Annotated in this window: 16 protein-coding genes; 4 read left to right on the forward strand and 12 right to left on the reverse strand. The window is 61.6% G+C overall.

All coding sequences use genetic code 11. The features are described 5' to 3' along the window. Positions 1 to 15 precede the first annotated feature (15 nt). Entirely contained in the window at positions 16 to 879 is an 864-nt protein-coding gene (locus V7S54_RS25615) for a MurR/RpiR family transcriptional regulator (protein WP_336409035.1), read from the reverse strand. A gap of 24 nt (positions 880 to 903) precedes the next feature. Continuing rightward, the gene (locus V7S54_RS25620; protein WP_336409034.1) at positions 904 to 1,293 is read right to left on the reverse strand and encodes a RidA family protein; all 390 of its coding nucleotides are present in this window, start codon (positions 1,291 to 1,293) and stop codon (positions 904 to 906) included. Between the two features lie 113 nt (positions 1,294 to 1,406). Here V7S54_RS25620 and V7S54_RS25625 point away from each other — a divergent pair, with 113 nt between their 5' ends. After that, positions 1,407 to 1,898, forward strand: a complete 492-nt coding sequence (locus tag V7S54_RS25625; protein ID WP_336409033.1) for a hypothetical protein — start codon at positions 1,407 to 1,409, stop codon at positions 1,896 to 1,898. Positions 1,899 to 1,919: 21 nt separating this feature from the next. Continuing rightward, positions 1,920 to 3,401 (forward strand): M81 family metallopeptidase, encoded by a 1,482-nt coding sequence (locus V7S54_RS25630; RefSeq protein WP_336409032.1) that lies wholly within the window; start codon positions 1,920 to 1,922, stop codon positions 3,399 to 3,401. 108 nt (positions 3,402 to 3,509) lie between these two features. Here V7S54_RS25630 and V7S54_RS25635 read toward each other — a convergent pair whose 3' ends face one another. The 10 genes from V7S54_RS25635 to osmF all read right to left on the reverse strand — a co-directional run bounded on the left by V7S54_RS25635 (position 3,510) and on the right by osmF (position 13,958). Next, a complete protein-coding gene (locus tag V7S54_RS25635) occupies positions 3,510 to 4,643 on the reverse strand; it encodes an ABC transporter ATP-binding protein (RefSeq protein ID WP_336409031.1) in 1,134 nt (377 codons plus the stop codon). A gap of 161 nt (positions 4,644 to 4,804) precedes the next feature. After that, on the reverse strand, positions 4,805 to 6,034 hold the full coding sequence (locus V7S54_RS25640) for an ABC transporter substrate-binding protein (RefSeq protein ID WP_336409030.1): 1,230 nt from the start codon (positions 6,032 to 6,034) through the stop codon (positions 4,805 to 4,807). 37 nt (positions 6,035 to 6,071) lie between these two features. Then, the gene (locus V7S54_RS25645; protein ID WP_336409029.1) at positions 6,072 to 6,929 is read right to left on the reverse strand and encodes a carbohydrate ABC transporter permease; all 858 of its coding nucleotides are present in this window, start codon (positions 6,927 to 6,929) and stop codon (positions 6,072 to 6,074) included. After that, entirely contained in the window at positions 6,926 to 7,810 is an 885-nt protein-coding gene (locus tag V7S54_RS25650) for a carbohydrate ABC transporter permease (protein WP_058324994.1), read from the reverse strand. The genes V7S54_RS25645 and V7S54_RS25650 overlap by 4 nt, the downstream gene beginning before the upstream one ends. Before the next feature lie 12 nt (positions 7,811 to 7,822). Continuing rightward, the gene (locus tag V7S54_RS25655; protein ID WP_057249168.1) at positions 7,823 to 8,980 is read right to left on the reverse strand and encodes a Gfo/Idh/MocA family protein; all 1,158 of its coding nucleotides are present in this window, start codon (positions 8,978 to 8,980) and stop codon (positions 7,823 to 7,825) included. A 241-nt stretch (positions 8,981 to 9,221) separates the two neighbouring features. Continuing rightward, the gene (locus tag V7S54_RS25660; RefSeq protein ID WP_336409028.1) at positions 9,222 to 10,034 is read right to left on the reverse strand and encodes a pirin family protein; all 813 of its coding nucleotides are present in this window, start codon (positions 10,032 to 10,034) and stop codon (positions 9,222 to 9,224) included. A gap of 72 nt (positions 10,035 to 10,106) precedes the next feature. Then, positions 10,107 to 10,844, reverse strand: coding sequence for an ABC transporter permease (locus V7S54_RS25665; protein WP_065374753.1), 738 nt, complete (start codon positions 10,842 to 10,844; stop codon positions 10,107 to 10,109). Then, positions 10,844 to 11,782, reverse strand: coding sequence for an ABC transporter ATP-binding protein (locus tag V7S54_RS25670; protein ID WP_065374752.1), 939 nt, complete (start codon positions 11,780 to 11,782; stop codon positions 10,844 to 10,846). Before V7S54_RS25670 ends, V7S54_RS25665 begins: the two co-directional genes overlap by 1 nt. Further along, positions 11,779 to 12,948, reverse strand: coding sequence for an ABC transporter permease (locus V7S54_RS25675; protein WP_336409027.1), 1,170 nt, complete (start codon positions 12,946 to 12,948; stop codon positions 11,779 to 11,781). The genes V7S54_RS25670 and V7S54_RS25675 overlap by 4 nt, the downstream gene beginning before the upstream one ends. Before the next feature lie 98 nt (positions 12,949 to 13,046). After that, complete coding sequence (osmF, locus tag V7S54_RS25680; protein WP_336409026.1) at positions 13,047 to 13,958, reverse strand: glycine betaine ABC transporter substrate-binding protein OsmF; 912 nt, start codon at positions 13,956 to 13,958, stop codon at positions 13,047 to 13,049. A gap of 335 nt (positions 13,959 to 14,293) precedes the next feature. Between osmF and V7S54_RS25685 the strand changes: the two genes are divergently transcribed. After that, positions 14,294 to 14,761, forward strand: a complete 468-nt coding sequence (locus tag V7S54_RS25685; protein WP_336409025.1) for a DUF4126 domain-containing protein — start codon at positions 14,294 to 14,296, stop codon at positions 14,759 to 14,761. Next, positions 14,758 to 16,134, forward strand: coding sequence for an FAD-containing oxidoreductase (locus tag V7S54_RS25690; protein ID WP_336409024.1), 1,377 nt, complete (start codon positions 14,758 to 14,760; stop codon positions 16,132 to 16,134). The genes V7S54_RS25685 and V7S54_RS25690 overlap by 4 nt, the downstream gene beginning before the upstream one ends. Positions 16,135 to 16,148: the final 14 nt, after the last annotated feature.

Raw genomic sequence — 16,148 nt, forward strand, 5'->3', positions numbered from 1 at the left:
ACCTTTCGCGGCACGTCAGTCTCCGAGAAGCTGTCGATCGTCACCGTCCCGGTGCGTGACCAGCTGCTGCTTGATGCGCCGAAGTGTGGTCGTCGCCTGGGGTTGCACCCGGTAGGCGACGAGGCTGGAGAGGATATCGAGCAGCGCCAGATAGGCGATGCGGGTGGACGTGGGGCGGTAGATGTTGTTGCCCTCGGGCAGATCGACCGGAACGGTGATGCTGGCGGCGGCCGCCACGGGGCTGCCACTCTGTGTCAGCGCGATCGTCGGCACCTTCAGGTCGCGGGCGAGCGTAAAAGCGCGCACGAGCTCGGCGTTGCGGCCGGAGAAGGACGAGCCGATGAGCACGTCGGTCGGCCGCGCCGCCGCTGTCATCATCAGTTGCATGCTGTGATCGGAACTGGAGGTGATGCGAAGACCGTAGCGGAACAGCCGGTTCTGCAACTCGCCGGCGATCATCGAGGAATTGCCGCCGGAACCAAAGGCGTAGATCATTTCCGCTGCAGCGATCCGCTCGACCGCCTGCTCAATCGCCGCCAAGTCAAGCGAACGATGCAGCAGAAAAAGCGCGTTCTGCGACTTGGTGATGATATCTTGAGCAACGTCGCCGGTCTCGCGGCTTTTTGGCTCCGGCTTCAGGTAGCGCATGCCGATATAGGCGGTGCGTGCGAGTTGCACCTTGAAATCCGAAAAGCTGTCGCAGCCGAGCCGGCGACAGAAGCGAGTGACGGTTGGCGGCGATACGTCCGCCTTGCTCGCCAGCTCGATGATGGACGCGTTCACCGCGAATTCGAAGTCGTTTAGGAGAATGTCGGCAATGCGGTTTTCCGATTGGGAAAGCCGCCCTTTTTCTTCCTGTAGTGTCGCGAAGATGTCCATCGCCTGCTTCAGCCTCGCTTGGGATCAGCCTTCCTTCGGCTTGTAGGCGACGCAGTCGATCTCGACCTTGCAATCGACCATCATCGACGACTGGACGCAGGCCCGCGCCGGCGGATGAGCACCGAAATACTCCTGGTAGATCTTGTTGAATGTCCAGAAATCACGCGGATCGTCGAGCCAGACACCACAACGAACCACGTGTTCCGGACCGTAGCCGGCTTCGCTCAGGATGGCCAGCACGTTGGCGATCGTCTTGTGGGTTTGCGGAATAATCCCGCCCTCGATGATCTCGCCATTTTCCATGGCGACCTGGCCGGAAACATAGAGCCAGCCATCGGCCTCGACGGCGCGAGCGAACGGCAAGGGCTTACCGCCAGCACCAACCTGTTCCGCACCATATCTCTTGATGGTCATGTCAGCCTTCGTGCAAATTATTTTCTTTGATCGTTGACAAGTGACCATAGAAAGCTGAATTTGACTAGCGAAAAACGCCATTCATGAAAAGAATTTCAATCCAGGGCGCAAGTATGCGGGATCCTTTCCTCAATCCATTCCCCTCCTCGGACACGGCACGCCATTCGATCTGGGAGATGCTGGTCCACCGCGACATCGATGCCTTCCTCGCCGCCGACTGGTCGTTGGTAGCCGATGATTTCGTCGGGGAGAGCTTCATCGGCATCGACGGCCGCCGCGAGACAAATCCCGACAATTGGCGGCTGACCTTCCCTTCGCTCGCCGCCTATCGCGACGAGTGGCTGCGCCAGGCGAAGGACTTTGCGACGCAAAGCTTTGCCGAGGATCCGCGGACCGCGATCTTCACCACCACGACGCTCGAGGACATCGAGATCAACGGTGACCAGGCGCTGGCGCGCAAGAAGTTCGATGGCAGCCTGAAGAAGAAGGACGGCAGCGTCGATGTCCTGAAGTGGCAGACCGTCTATTACTGCCGCCTGCATGAAGGGCGCTGGAAGATCGCCGGTTTCACCGGTTACCTGCCGAACCCGATGGGTCCGGCTTAAGCGACATAAAAGGCAACGGCATTGCGGATCTTCACAGCGGCGCTCGCGACCGAAACCAATACCTTCTCACCGATCTGCATCGACCGCCGGGCCTTCGAAGCCTCGCTCTATGCCCCTCCGGGGCAGCATCCGGAGACGCCGACGCTTTGCACCGCACCGATCACGGTCGGCCGACAGGTTTGTGCCGCGAAGCGTTGGGAACTGATCGAAGGAACCGCGACCTGGGCGGATCCGGCCGGCCTCGTCAACCGCGAGACCTATGAGAGTCTGCGCGACGAAATCCTGGGCCAGCTTCGTGCAGCGATGCCCGTCGATGCGGTGGTGCTCGGCCTGCACGGCGCCATGGTCGCCGACGGCTACGAGGACACCGAGGGCGATCTGCTGACGCGCGTCCGCGAGATCGTCGGCCCCGACATCCTCGTCTGCGCCGAGCTCGACCCCCATAGCCACCTGACGGCCAAGCGCGCCGCAGCGTCGAACTTTTTCGTCTACTTCAAGGAGTTCCCGCACACCGACTTCGTCGATCGTGCTGAAGATCTCTGGAAGATCGTGGTTGATACGCTCGAAGGGCGCGTCACGCCCGTCATGTCGATCTTCGACTGTCGGATGATCGACGTTTACCCGACCTCACGCGATCCCATGCGCTCCTTCGTCGACAAGCTCATGCGCATCGAGAAAGAAGATGCGGATGTTCTTTCGCTTTCCGTGATCCACGGCTTCATGGCCGGCGACGTTCCGGAAATGGGCACCAAGCTGCTTGCCGTCACCAACGGCAAGCCGGAGAAGGGCGCGAGCCTCGCGCGGGAGCTGGGTCTCGAACTCTTCTCCCACCGCGGAACCTTCATCATGCCGCAGATCGACGAGAAGCAGGCCGTTTCCGAGGCGCTCGCTGCGTCGAAGGGTCCTGTCGTGATCGCCGATGTCTGGGACAATCCGGGCGGCGGCACCGCCGGCGACGCGACGATGCTGCTCTTGGAGCTTCTGGCGCGTGGCGTAACGGATGTTGCGGTCGGGACGATATGGGACCCGATGGCAGTACAGATCTGCATGGCGGCCGGCGAAGGTGCCGAGATCCCGCTGCGCTTCGGCGCCAAGTCGGCTCCTGGAACCGGTACTCCGGTCGATGGCACGGTCAAGGTGGTCAAGCTGGTGCGCGACGCCGAGATGCGCTTCGGCGAGAGCTTTGCCCCGTTCGGAGATGCGGCTCACATCCATTTCAACGGCATCGACATCATCCTCAACTCGACGCGCGCGCAGAGCTTCGACCCGAGCCTGTTTTCGGTGATGGGCATCGATCCGACCACGAAGAAGATCCTGGTCATCAAGTCGACCAATCACTTCTACGCGTCGTTCTCGAAGATCGCGTCCGAGATCCTCTATTGCTCGGCCGGCACGCCCTATCCGAACAATCCGGCAAAGACCGACTACAAGCGGGCACCGAAGAACATCTGGCCGAAGGTCGCCGATCCGCATGCAGAAGGGAGTGGCCTAAACCGCGCCTAGAGTGCGGCCATCGCGTCTCGCCGACACCGGTACGACGGGCTTAGTACACCGACAAAAAAGACCGCTGTCTCTCGTAAGACAGCGGTCTTTTTCTTTGCTCCTGAACGATCACGCCGCTGCCGGATCGAGCACGCCCATGTCGATGTCGGTCAGTTCGACGCGGCGTACGAGCGCAAGGCCCGCCTCGTCGAACAGGTGGCAATCCGCAACCTTGATACCGGTCTGGATCGTCTCTTCCGGCCGGATTGCGGCCGTTCCCGGCAACATGGCGCAGAAGTTCTCGCCCTCGCCGCCGATCGCCGCATAGGCGACCGTATGGGCGCCGAGCCGTTCGATGACCGTTGGCGTGACCTTGAGGGTCAGGTCTCCGGTTCCCAGCGTGATATGCTCCGGCCGAACACCAAGCGTCAGCGTTCGCCCGGCAAGGCCGCTCTGCGGGTTGACGGGAATGACCACCGTCTGCCCCTTGTAGTCGACCTCGACGCCGGCGTCGCTGACGCCTTTGCAGGTGACCGGCAGGAAGTTCATCTTCGGATTGCCGATAAAGCCGGCAACGAAGGTATTGGCTGGCTTATGATAGAGCTCGAGCGGGGCGCCCGTCTGGGCGATCTGCCCGGCATTGAGGACGACGATCCGGTCCGCCATCGTCATCGCCTCGACCTGGTCGTGCGTGACGTAGATCATCGTTGCCTGCAATTGCCGGTGCAGTTTCGCCAGTTCGATGCGCATGTCCGCCCGAAGTGCTGCATCAAGGTTCGAAAGCGGCTCGTCGAAGAGGAAGATCTTCGGCTCGCGCACGATCGCTCGCCCGATCGCGACACGCTGACGCTGGCCTCCGGAAAGCATCCCGGGCTTCTGCTGCAGGCGCTGATCAAGGTGCAGGATGCGCGCAGCATGCTCCACCTTCGCCTTCAATTTCTCCTCGGCCATCTTTTCCACGCGAAGCGGAAAGGCGATGTTCTCGAAGACGGTCATGTGCGGATAGAGCGCGTAGGACTGGAAGACCATGGCGATACCACGCTTGACCGGCGGCAGGTCGTTGACGCGCTTGCCCTCGATCAGGATGTCCCCCGAGCTGGCCTCATCGAGACCGGCTATCATCCTGAGCAAGGTCGACTTGCCGCAACCGGAGGGTCCGACGAAAACGACGAACTCACCGTTCCTGACTTCGAGATCGATGCCTTTCAGCACCTCGAAAGTCCCGTAGAATTTCTGAATCCGATTGAGATTGAGCTGTCCCAAGAAACTGTCTCCGGCCACCGGCGAGAAGCGGCTCATTTATAGCAGAACGAAGCAAGGGCCGCGAACCCCACGCTGTAGCACTTTGAATTGCTGCATGTTTTTGTCCTTCAACCCGCCAGGATTTAAGGAAACATGCAGCAGAGTTCGCGGCCCCGATGGCCTTACTTGTACTCTTCGAGGTCTCCGGCCGCCTTCTTCAAAGCGTCGGCCGGTTCGGCCTTGCCGGTCACGACCGACTGGACCATCTCGATGATGACGTTCTGGAAGCCCTTGTAATCGGTGAAGAGCGGCTCGGGACCACCATAGGTGATGCCGTCGATGAACGGCTTCCAGTAGGGATCCTTCTTGACGAACTCGTCGACCATCGGCGACGGCCGCAGCGGCGTCAGGCCGGCGCCACCCTGGAGCTCGTATTCGCCTTGCGGGCCGGGCGAGGTGATGAACTTGGCGAATTCGATCGCCTTCTCCTCGACGCCCGAGCCCTTGAAGATCGCCAGGCTGTCGGTGATGAGCAGCGTGCCCTCGCCCTTGGCTTCAGGACCGAGCGGCAGCGGCGCGACGCCCCAGTTGACCTTGGTTTCCTTCAGGCGCGTAGCGGCACCGGAGCCCGCCTGGATCATGCCGACCTTGCCGTCGAGGAAGATGGCGCGAACCTCGTTCTGCTCGTAGGCGGTGGCACCTTCAACGGAATAGGGCGTGATGTCCTTGTAAGCCTGAAGTGCTGCCAGCACTTGCGGGCTGTCGATGACGACCTTGTCGCCGTCGATCACCTTGCCATTGTTGGTGTACACCCAGTGCATGAACTGGTGCATCGTGTTGTCGAAGGTCTTGGCCGGAAGGCCGTAGCCAGCGATGCCGGTCTTCTCCTTGATCGCCTTGGCAAACTCGATTTCTTCAGCCCAGGTCTTCGGCGGCTTCTCCGGATCGAGACCGGCCTGCTTGAACAGGTCCTTGTTCCAGTAAAGCGCCTTGGTCGAGAACGCGATCGGAACGCCCCACTGGTTGTCGTCGAAGGTCACGGTGTCGACGATGTTGGGGTAGTAGGTCTTCTTCTCGTCTTCCGTCATCGGCACGGGAACGATGAGCTCGTTCTGCGCGAATTCCTTCAGCGTGCGCGAGCCGACATAGGCCATGGCAACGGGCGTGCCGGCGGCGGCGAGCGTCGTGGCCTTGTCCTGGCACTGGGCCCAGCCGACGACCTCAGGCGTGACTTTCCAGCCCGGATTCTTCTCTTCCCACTGCTTGATGTATTTCGCGTGTACCGCGTCCATGGTGTCGCCGCAGTAGATCCAGCTGATCTCCTGGTCGGCCGCCTTCGCGGTGACAGCGCCGAGCGCGGTCGAACCGAGCAGCGCCAGGGCGAGTACCCCTGTCTTGAAATGAATAGACACGTTTTATGCTCCCGTTCTCTGGTGGTTGACTTAAGTCTTATTGTTTCACCGCGCCCGCGGTCAGGCCGCTGACGAGATATCGTTGTAGGAGGAAGATGACGACGACAGCCGGCGCGATGCCGACGAAGCTCGCGGCCATGAGCTCGTTCCAGACCACCTCCTGGCGACCGAAATAGGCGAAGAGGCCGACCGGCAGCGGCATGTACTCGCTCTTGGAATTGAAGGTCAGGGCATAGATGAACTGTTGGGCATAGGCGCCGATGAAGGTGGTGATCGCCACCACGGTAATGCCCGGCATGGCGATCGGCAGGATCACCCGGCGCAGCGTATAGAAGTGGCTGGCGCCGTCAACGAAAGCGGCCTCGTCCAGTTCACGCGGAATGCGCATCATGTAGGTGCGCAAGAGCCAGATCGCCGAAGGGATCAGGAAGGCAACGCCCGGCACGATCATCGCGAGATAGGTGTTGAGCACGCCGAAAGTGCGCATCAGACGGAACAGCGGGATGAGCAGCACAGCGCCCGAAAACATGTTGACGGCGAGGAAGGCACCAAGCAGCAGCCCGGCGCCGCGAAAATTGAAGCGAGCAAAGGCATAGGCCGCGGGGATCACCAGTATCAGCACGATGGCGGTCACAATGGTGGAGATGAAGAAGGAATTGAAGATGTAGCGGGCAAAACCCGGCACGCTGACCCACATGGTCGAGTAGGCGGCAAACGAGCCGTTTTGCGGCCAGAAGCGATAGGGGGAGGAGAACAACAGTCCGAGCGGCTTCAACGACACCAGGAACCCTTCGACGAAGGGCGCCAGAATGAAGCACAGGAAGACGAAAATGCCAGCATAGATGCCAAGGAGCTCGTACCAGCGATAGCGGTTGATCATGGCAGGCTGGTTCATTTCTGTTCCCCCGCGGCAAGACGGCTGGTGACCCGGAAATAGGCAAAGCAGAAGATCGACAGGAAGATGCAGATCAGTACGGCACGCGCGGCGCCTTCGCCGTATTTCTTCGACCCGATGGCAGTACGGTAGGTATCGATGATCATCGTGGTGGTCTCACCGTTGGGGCCACCCTGGGTGAGGATCCAGATGATGTCGAAGGAATTGAAGGTCGCGATCAGCGACAGCATCGACATCGTGATTAGCGACGGAACCAAGAGCGGCAGGGTGATGCGGCGGAAGCGATAGAGGCGCCCTGCTCCGTCCGTCCAGGCGGCCTCATAGAGATCCTGCGGGATCGCCTGCATCGCCGCCAGCATATAGAGCGTCACCAGCGGCACGCCGATCCATACGTCGGTGATGATCGTCGCCCAGAAGGCGGTGGAACCGTGGGCGAGGAAGGCGATGGGCCCGTTGGACAGCCCCAGGTTCTGCAGCACGCCCGAGATCATGCCGAACTGGCCATTGTACATCCAGCCCCACATGAAGATGCCGATCGCCATCGGCACGATCCATGGCGGCATGGTGAGCAGGCGGAAGAGCGCACGGCCGGGCACGGCGGCGTTCAGCATCGTTGCGCCGAACACGCCGATGATCATCTTGATCGAGACCGAGAAGAAGGTCCAGATGAAGGTCCGGAAGATGACTTCGGCGAAGGTCTCGTTGAAGATCTTGTCGTAGTTCGCCCAGCCGACCCAGTTGGTCGTCTTCTTCAGCGACGCGTCCGTGAACGACAGGATGAAGGTGTCGACCAGTGGATAGGCGACGATCACCGTGACGTAGAGGACAGCGGGAAGAAGCAGGATCCAGGCGAAGATGACCGTGCTGCGTTGAACACTCATCCCCACCTCCCCTTACGCTGCGCGCGAATGCAGGGCTTCGTCGAAACGGTCCCAGATGGGCCGGAGATCTATGACGCTCTTCTTGCGCCGCGCCTCGTCCATCGAAAGAGCCAGGATACCCGCTTCAAGCGCATCGAGCGTCGAAACCGGCAGCGGCCGGCCGTCACGAACGTGGCCGATGATATCGGTCGCCATCTGCTCGTCGGCACCGTAGTGCTGCGACAGTTCCGTGGCGGCGTATTTGTTTTCGATGACCTTCTTGCCGGTCAGCATTTCGTGAACGTCGAAATAGCCACGGATGAAATCGCCCTCGGCCATGCCGCGCGAGCCCATGATGCAGAAGCGGCGGAACTGGTCCGGCACGTTGAGATTGGTGTGGAAGTTCATGCCGACGCCGTTGGCGTATTCGACGATCGCCACCTGGTAGTCGATGATGTCGCCGTCGCTGTCGAAGACCTTGTCGGACCCCATCCAGCCACTCGGCTTGCGATGGAAGAGTTCCAGGTCGTTGATGCCTTCGCGGGCCGGATCGTTGGCGGGAATGAAGCTCTTGCGGCCGCCGAAGCTCGCGACCCGTTCCGGCCGCGCGCCGACGACACCATTGTAGAGATCAAGGTCGTGGCAGCATTTTTCCAGCATGAAACTGCCGGAATAACGCTCGTAGCGGCGCCAGTCGCGCATGAAGAAGGCGCCGTGATAGGGCTCGATATGCTCGGACGCTTCGATCGAGACGACCTGGCCGAGCTTGCCTTCCGCAAGGGCCGCGCGCAGGTCGCGATACATGGGCGCATAGCGCAGCACCAGACCGACCATCAGGCGCTCATGGCCGAACTTCGCCATCAGCCCCGCGAGTTCCAGGCTCTCCTGGACCGTCGTGACGATCGGCTTCTCGCTGAACACCTTGAGACCGGCTTCGAGACCAATCCGGATATGATCGAGGTGCATGTGGTTTGGCGAGCCGATCATCAAGAGATCGAGCTTCTCGTTGGCGATCAGCTCTTCGGGGGTCGCGTAAGCCTTGCCGGCCGAGATGCCTTTTTCGGTGAGCGTGGACAGACCAGCCGGGTTCGGATCGACGTAGCCGGCGATCTCGAAGTTCTCGTCCATGGCCTTGAAGACATAGCCGAGATAACCCAAACGGAAACCGAGTCCGATGATGCCGACTTTCATGCTCGTCCTGTTCCCCTGCCTTTTGGCGTAATTTATTTTCGCAGACTGGGACAGTTTTTTCAGGCCGTCAACTCAAATCCGCATATTTTGTAAAATTGTGAAATTCATTTTCATACGACAAGCAAATGCCGAGGAAGCAGGCATTTCATGGACAACTAAAAAGGGTGTGTAATCCGCAACTCTACGGCAGGAAGAAAGCGGTCCAGACCACTGCACGTTGCGTGGTTGACTTCTGATCAGTTCAGCCCTTTCCGAGCAGCCGGTTTCGCCAGTGCAGCAGCCGCAGCAAAGGCCGCGCCAGATAAGGTCGCGGTATCTTGGGATGGTCACCAACCGTCCCCTGCCGCGCGGCGCGCGCGCTCGGCTCGATCAGGAACGCAACGATCAGCGAGCTGCGAGTGGCGCATAGCTCCAGGGCGTCGTCCGACAGGAATATCCCCTGATCCCCCTCACCGAAGGCGATATCTCCGACCCTTATCGAGCCCGAAAAGAGATAGAAATAGAGGTGTCGCCCCTCCGCCCGCGGAAACGTAACCTTTGTCTCAGCCTCGAGCCGGAGATCGAAAAAGTCGACGTTGTTGCGCACGAAAAAAGGTGCCCTGCCACCTTCCGGCCCGACAAGATGCCTCCATTGATTGACCGGTGCCACTGCGATGGGGCCATGCTGGATGGTCGGTGGAAGATCGAGACCGCGAGGACGCACGAGGATCTGGAGCATCCGCAGCGGTGGATCACTCGGCAGGGTCTCCTCCGAATGCCAGAAGCTCTTTCCCGCGTTCATCACCATAATGTGCCCGCTGTCCATCACCAGTTTCCCGGTAGCGCGGTCATCGTGGCGCATGACACCCGCCGGCACCCATGACAGGATTTCATCGTTCCGGTGCTCGTGCATGGCGACCAGCCTGCCCGGGTCCAGGATCGTCTCAACAACCATTGCCAGAGGGCCGTAGCCGTGATCACGCGGCCGTGGCAGCAGCCAACCGGGCATGTTGAGCCTGGCCTTGAACCCGCCCATATCCCTGACAAGAGGACTTTTGGCGCCGCGGTAGAGCATGGATCACTCTATCACGCGCCATCGACATTTGGCACGGCCGGTGATCCGGGTTCCCCGCCTTCCGACGGCGCCTCATCGGCCCATTCGGGCAGCGAGTTTTCGTTCGGCCGCCTGCAATCCGTCGTGCAGCAGCACCGCAAGCGTCGCGACGATCAGGCCACCCTGAACGACGAAAGCCAGGTTGTTCGATTGCAGGCCGGCAATGATCACTTCGCCGAGGGTTTTCGCCGCGACCGTCGATCCGATCGTGGCCGTTGCCAGACTGATGACCACCGAAAGTCGGATGCCCGCAAGGATCACCGGCATCGCCAGCGGCAGCTCCACCTTCAGGAGCCGCTGGCCGCCTGTCATGCCGGCACCGCGCGCCGCCTCCATGACAGATGGCGGCAATGTCGTCAGCCCCGTCAGCGCGTTCTCGAAGATCGGCAGCAGGCCATAGAGAAACAACGCGATCAATGTCGGCTTTTCACCGAAACCGAAGATGGGAACGGCGAGCGCCAGAACGGCCACCGGCGGAAAGGTTTGGCCGATGTTGACCAGGCTGCGCGACAGCGGCAGAAATTCGGCCCCGGATTCGCGCGTCACCAATATTGCCAAAGCAAGCGCAATCAATGCGGCAGCAGACACTGCGATGGCGACGGTGCGCAGGTGCAGCAACGTCAATTGCAACAGGCTGCCCTGATTGTAGATCACCGGCGCATTCGCTTGAACCAGCGGCCGCAGCAACGGTTCGAACCATTGCGGCTGCAGCAGGAAGGCGAGCAAAACCAGGAAAACTCCCAAGCGAAAAAGCGTCGATAGTTTCGGCATCAGACTGGCCCGGCTGCCCGTTTCGCCAGCCCTTCGAGGCTGACCTTGCCGATGATTGCCCCCGCGGGATCAGCCACCGGCAGCGCGCTCCGTCCGGACCAGAGCAGCTCGGCAAGCGCCTCCCTTTGGCTGAGCGTGCTCGATATGGCTGTGCCGTCTGCTGACCCTGGTTCGACGGCGCTCAAGACCGGCTCGATCGCGAGCAACCGATAAGGCCGTTCGCTGACCCCGATCAGGCTCTCGACGAACGGGGTCGCGGGCTTGATCAGCATTTCGGCGGGCGTCGCATATTGCACCACTTTGCCTTTGTCCATGACGGCGATGCGATCTGCGAGCTGAAAGGCCTCCTCCATGTCATGGGTGACGAGAATGACCGTCGTCTCGAAGTGCTTCTGAATGGCGAGCAGATCATCCTGAGCCTTGGCGCGAATGATCGGATCGAGTGCGCCGAAGGGCTCGTCCATCAGCAGGACTTTCGGTTCGGCAGCCAACGCCCGGGCGACGCCGACACGCTGTTGCTGACCGCCGGAAAGCTCATGCGGAAAGCGTGGACCGAAGGCGGCCGGATCGAGCTGGAACAGTTGGAGAAGTTCGTCCACCTTGGCGTCGATACGCGCGCGCTCCCAACCGAGCAGCGTCGGTACCGTGGCGATGTTCTGCGCGACGGTACGGTGCGGAAACAGGCCGTGGCCCTGGATCGCATATCCGATGCGGCGGCGCAGTTCATAGCCTGGCAGCGCACGGTTGTCCTCACCGTCGAGGCGGATCGTCCCCGAAGTCGGCTCCACCAGCCGATTGACCATCCGCAATAGCGTCGTCTTGCCAGAGCCGGAGGTACCGACGATGACGGTGACGGTACGCGGTGCGATCGTCAGGCTGACGTCGTCGACGACAGCCGTCTCGCCATAGCGCTTGGTGATGTTTTCGATTTCGATCATGCGGCCTCTGCCTGCCTGGTGTTGGGTGTGGCCATTTCGATCATCGCGTCGAGCACGATCGCCGCCGCAAAGGCGAGCACCACGGTCGGGACGGCGCCGAGCAGCACGAGATCCATCGCCGTCTGGCCAACGCCCTGAAAGACGAAGACGCCGAAGCCGCCGCCGCCGATGAGGGCAGCGATGGTCGCCAGGCCGATGTTCTGCACGAGCACGATGCGGATGCCGGTCAGGATCACCGGAAAGGCCAGTGGAAATTCGATGCCGACCAGCCGTTGCCAATCGGTCATGCCGATGCCGCGGGCTGCGTCATTCGCATCCCTCGGAACACCGGCCAAGCCGACGACGGTATTGGCGACCACCGGCAGCAGCGAATAGAGGAACAGCGCGACGAAGGCGGGCGCAACTCCAATGCCACGAATGCCGATCGAGGCAGCGCCCGGAACATTCGCGGCGATCCAGCCAAGCGGTGCAATGAGAATGCCGAACAGCGCGATCGACGGTATCGTCTGGATCGCGTTCAGAACGCCCAGCAAACCATCGCGCAATCGGGCGACGCGGTGACACAATATACCGAGCGGAATGCCGACGATGGTCGCGGTCACAAGCGAGCCGAGCGCCAAGGTCACATGCTTGCGGGCTTCCGCCCAGAAGGTGTCCACCCGGCTCGCGTATTCCCTAAGGATCGAGAGACCATCCCAGGTACCGGAAAGCAAAAGCATCCCGACAAAGGCGAGCACGGCGACGAGCACCACGATGCGCACGATGGGGGCCGGGCGCAATCGCGTCAGTGCATCGGCTGCCAGCAGCCCGAAAGCAAAGAGCATGACCCAGAAACCGGAAGCAGGCGACACGCGAGCATAGGTGTTGCCCTCAGGCGTCAGGTGGCCGGCCGCGACGCCGATGCCGAGCGCCAGCCCGGCCAGCGCTGCGAAGGCTGCGACAAGGCGCAGAGTGGCCGTCGAGCGCATGGCCGCCACGAGCACGCCGGCAAAGATCACCAGCAGCACTGCCGCGCTCCAGGGCTGCGGCAAGGCCTCGACGATCGTCTTTGCCTCGCCGGCGACGATGCGATTGGCACGAAACGTTGCAAAAGGCGCGATGAAGGCGCCGCCAAGCGCCAAGGCCGCGATGATCGCTCCGAGCTTGTCAAAGCGGAGTTCTCTCAAACCACATTCCCTCCCCGCCTGTGCCGGCGCGACTTCGGCACCTGCAGGCACACCCCGGAACGCCAGCCATCGGACCAGCGTTCCGGTTATCCGTCAACCTACTTCAGGAAGCCATTCTTCTTCAGAAAATCCTCGGCAACCGCCTTGGCCGGTTCGCCGCCGACCTGCACGCGGCCGTTCAGGTCCTGAAGCGTTACGAGATCGAGCTTCTCGAACACCGGCTTCAACAGTTCCTCGATTTGCGGGTTTTCCTTGAGCACAGCCTCGCGAATAATCGGGGTCGGCTGGTAGACTGGCTGGACCGCCTTGTCATCTTCGAGCACGACGAGGCCAGAAGGTGCGATGCCGCCATCGGTGCCATAAACCATCGCCGCATTGGCGCCGTTCGTCTGGTTGGCAGCAGCCGCAATGGTCGCCGCGGTGTCACCGCCGGAAAGCGTGATCAGCTGATCCTGCTTCAAGGTGAAACCATAGGTCGTCTGGAAGGCCGGGAGAGCGGCGGCCGAATTCACGAACTCAGACGAAGCGGCCAGCACGACCTTGCCGCCACCGGCGACATATTTGCCGAAGTCGCTGAGCGTCTTCAGCTTGTTCTCATCCGCAACTTCCTTGCGCAGGCCGATCGCCCAGGTGTTGTTGGCCGGCGACGGCGTCAGCCAGACGATCTTGTTGGCGTCGTAGTCGAGCTTCTTGGCGGCCTCGTAGCCCTTGGCGGCATCCTTCCACACGGGGTCGTCAGCCTTTTCGAAGAAGAAGGCGGCGTTGCCGGTATACTCCGGGTAGATGTCGATCTCACCCGCGGTGATCGCCTTGCGCACGACCGGCGTCGCGCCGAGCTGGACGCGATCGACGGTCTTGATGTTGTTGGCATTGAGCACGGCAAGAATGATGTTGCCGAGCACGCCACCTTCGGTGTCGATTTTGGAGGAGACGACGACATCGGCACTGGCGGCGGCGGCGGTCAACGTGAAAGCAAAGGCAGTTCCGATAAGCAGTCTGGTCAGGCGCATGGGTTTCTCCCTCGAAATTCGCTCCGCAAGTTTGATCACGGAAAGTCCGCCGCGTCGGGGCAAGCCATTCCATATATGTCAGCCCCCGGCAAAAAATAGGGTTGCACGCAGAGACTGTGGCGGACAAAAAATTTCGTCCGCGACTAAAGCGATCGAAAGACTAGACTACCGAGGAAGGCGGTGCGTGATTGGCCGTTGCAATCGGTCGTGTTGTCGGCCACTCTGACAGAGGCCCGCCAGAAACATCGGTTTTCACTCTTGGTTGCGATGCCGCTCGACCCGAACCGCTTGGGGGCTAGTGGCTTGGGTTCGCCCGGCGAACGTTCGGGGAATTCATGTCGATCTATCTTCTCGCGCTACTCATCGGCGTGGTCGCCGGCCTTCGCGCCATGACCGCGCCCGCCGCCGTCAGCATTGCAGCCGCAGCCGGCTGGCTGCCGCTCGCCGGCACCTGGGCAGCCTTCATGGGCTTTCGCTTCACGCCCTATATCTTTGGCCTTCTGGCCCTGGTTGAGTTTGTGACCGACCAACTGCCGAGCACGCCGAGCCGCAAGGTACCGCAACAGTTCGGCACGCGCATCGTCAGCGGCGGCTTCTGCGGTGCCGTGCTCGGAACGGCCGCAGGTGCTATGCTTGGCGGATTGGTCGCCGGCGTCATCGGTGCTGTCATCGGAACCCTCGGCGGCTACGAAGCCCGCAAGCGCCTCGTTGCGGCCATCGGCGGCAAGGATCTGCCGATCGCGCTTCTTGAGGATGTCGTTGCCGTTCTCCTCGCACTCTGGGTGGTGTCCTCGGTGTCATGACGAAACATTTCGACGCAATCATCATCGGCGCCGGCCAGGCCGGCCCTTCGCTGGCCGGCCGGCTAACATCAGCGGGAAAGACCGTCGCTTTCATCGAGCGCAAGCACTTCGGCGGCACCTGCGTCAACACCGGCTGCATGCCGACCAAGGCGATGGTTGCGAGCGCCTATGCGGCGCATCTGGCGCGGCGGGGTGCCGACTATGGCGTCACGACCGGGCCGATCACCATCGACTTCGCCCGCGTCATGGCGCGCAAAGACACGGTGAGATTCAACTCCCGCAAGGGCGTCGAAGGCTGGTTGAAGGGCATGCAGAACGTGACGGTCATCGAGGGCCATGCGCGCTTCGAAGGCCCGCACGATGTGCGCGTCGGCGATGAGTTGCTGTCGGCCGACCAGATCTTCCTGAACGTTGGCGGACGCGCGGCGACGCCGGATTTCCCTGGCGTCGAGGACGTGCCCCATCTCACCAACGTCTCGATCATGGATCTCGATACCCTGCCCCGCCACTTGATCGTCGTCGGCGGCAGCTATATCGGGCTGGAATTCGCACAGATGTTCCGCCGCTTCGGCTCCGAGGTCACGGTGATCGAGAAGGGCCCACGCCTGATCGGTCGCGAGGATGCGGACGTCTCCGAGGCCATTCTTGCTATCCTGGAGAAAGAGGGCATAGCGTTCCGCTTGAACGCCGAATGCATCCGCTTCGCCAAGCGCGGCGACGATGTCGTCGCCGGCGTCGACTGCACGGCGGGCGCACCTGAAATCGTCGGGTCGCACCTGCTGCTGGCAACCGGTCGTCGGCCGAACACGGACGACCTCGATCTGGAGCGCGCCGGCGTCAAGACCGACGCCCGCGGTTACATTGAAGTCGACGAAACGCTCAATACCAATGTGCCGCATATCTACGCGATGGGCGATTGCAACGGCCGCGGCGCCTTCACTCACACCGCCTATAACGATTTTGAAATCGTCGCCGCGAATCTCATCGATGGCGGGGCGCGGAAGGTCAGCGATCGCATCTCGACCTACGGTCTCTTCATCGATCCGCCGCTCGGCCGCGCCGGCATGACGGAGACCGAAGCGCGCAAATCGGGACGCAAATTGCTTGTCGGCACCAGACCGATGAGCCGCGTCGGCCGCGCCGTCGAGAAGGGCGAAACCGAGGGCTTCATGAAGGTGATCGTCGACGCCGACAGCAAGGAGATCCTCGGCGCCTCGATCCTCGGAACCGGCGGCGACGAGGCGGTGCAGAGCATCCTCGACGTGATGTATGCCGGCAAACCCTACACGACGATCACCCACGCGGTGCACATCCACCCGACCGTGGCGGAACTGATCCCGACGGTCTTCGGTGATTTGCACCCGGCCGCGTGAACGGCCGGATTGGT

It is taken from the genome of Ensifer sp. CCNWLY38 (genome assembly GCF_037120565.1).
GTDB lineage: Bacteria > Pseudomonadota > Alphaproteobacteria > Rhizobiales > Rhizobiaceae > Ensifer > Ensifer adhaerens_H.

Coding starts and splice junctions, on each gene's coding strand:
- V7S54_RS25690 (WP_336409024.1), top strand. CDS start 14,758: ATGACGAAACATTTCGACGCAATCATCATCGGCGCCGGCCAGGCCGGC.
- osmF (WP_336409026.1), bottom strand. CDS start 13,958: ATGCGCCTGACCAGACTGCTTATCGGAACTGCCTTTGCTTTCACGTTG.
- V7S54_RS25660 (WP_336409028.1), bottom strand. CDS start 10,034: ATGCTCTACCGCGGCGCCAAAAGTCCTCTTGTCAGGGATATGGGCGGG.
- V7S54_RS25650 (WP_058324994.1), bottom strand. CDS start 7,810: ATGAGTGTTCAACGCAGCACGGTCATCTTCGCCTGGATCCTGCTTCTT.
- V7S54_RS25615 (WP_336409035.1), bottom strand. CDS start 879: ATGGACATCTTCGCGACACTACAGGAAGAAAAAGGGCGGCTTTCCCAA.
- V7S54_RS25645 (WP_336409029.1), bottom strand. CDS start 6,929: ATGAACCAGCCTGCCATGATCAACCGCTATCGCTGGTACGAGCTCCTT.
- V7S54_RS25625 (WP_336409033.1), top strand. CDS start 1,407: ATGCGGGATCCTTTCCTCAATCCATTCCCCTCCTCGGACACGGCACGC.
- V7S54_RS25665 (WP_065374753.1), bottom strand. CDS start 10,844: ATGCCGAAACTATCGACGCTTTTTCGCTTGGGAGTTTTCCTGGTTTTG.
- V7S54_RS25685 (WP_336409025.1), top strand. CDS start 14,294: ATGTCGATCTATCTTCTCGCGCTACTCATCGGCGTGGTCGCCGGCCTT.
- V7S54_RS25655 (WP_057249168.1), bottom strand. CDS start 8,980: ATGAAAGTCGGCATCATCGGACTCGGTTTCCGTTTGGGTTATCTCGGC.
- V7S54_RS25670 (WP_065374752.1), bottom strand. CDS start 11,782: ATGATCGAAATCGAAAACATCACCAAGCGCTATGGCGAGACGGCTGTC.
- V7S54_RS25620 (WP_336409034.1), bottom strand. CDS start 1,293: ATGACCATCAAGAGATATGGTGCGGAACAGGTTGGTGCTGGCGGTAAG.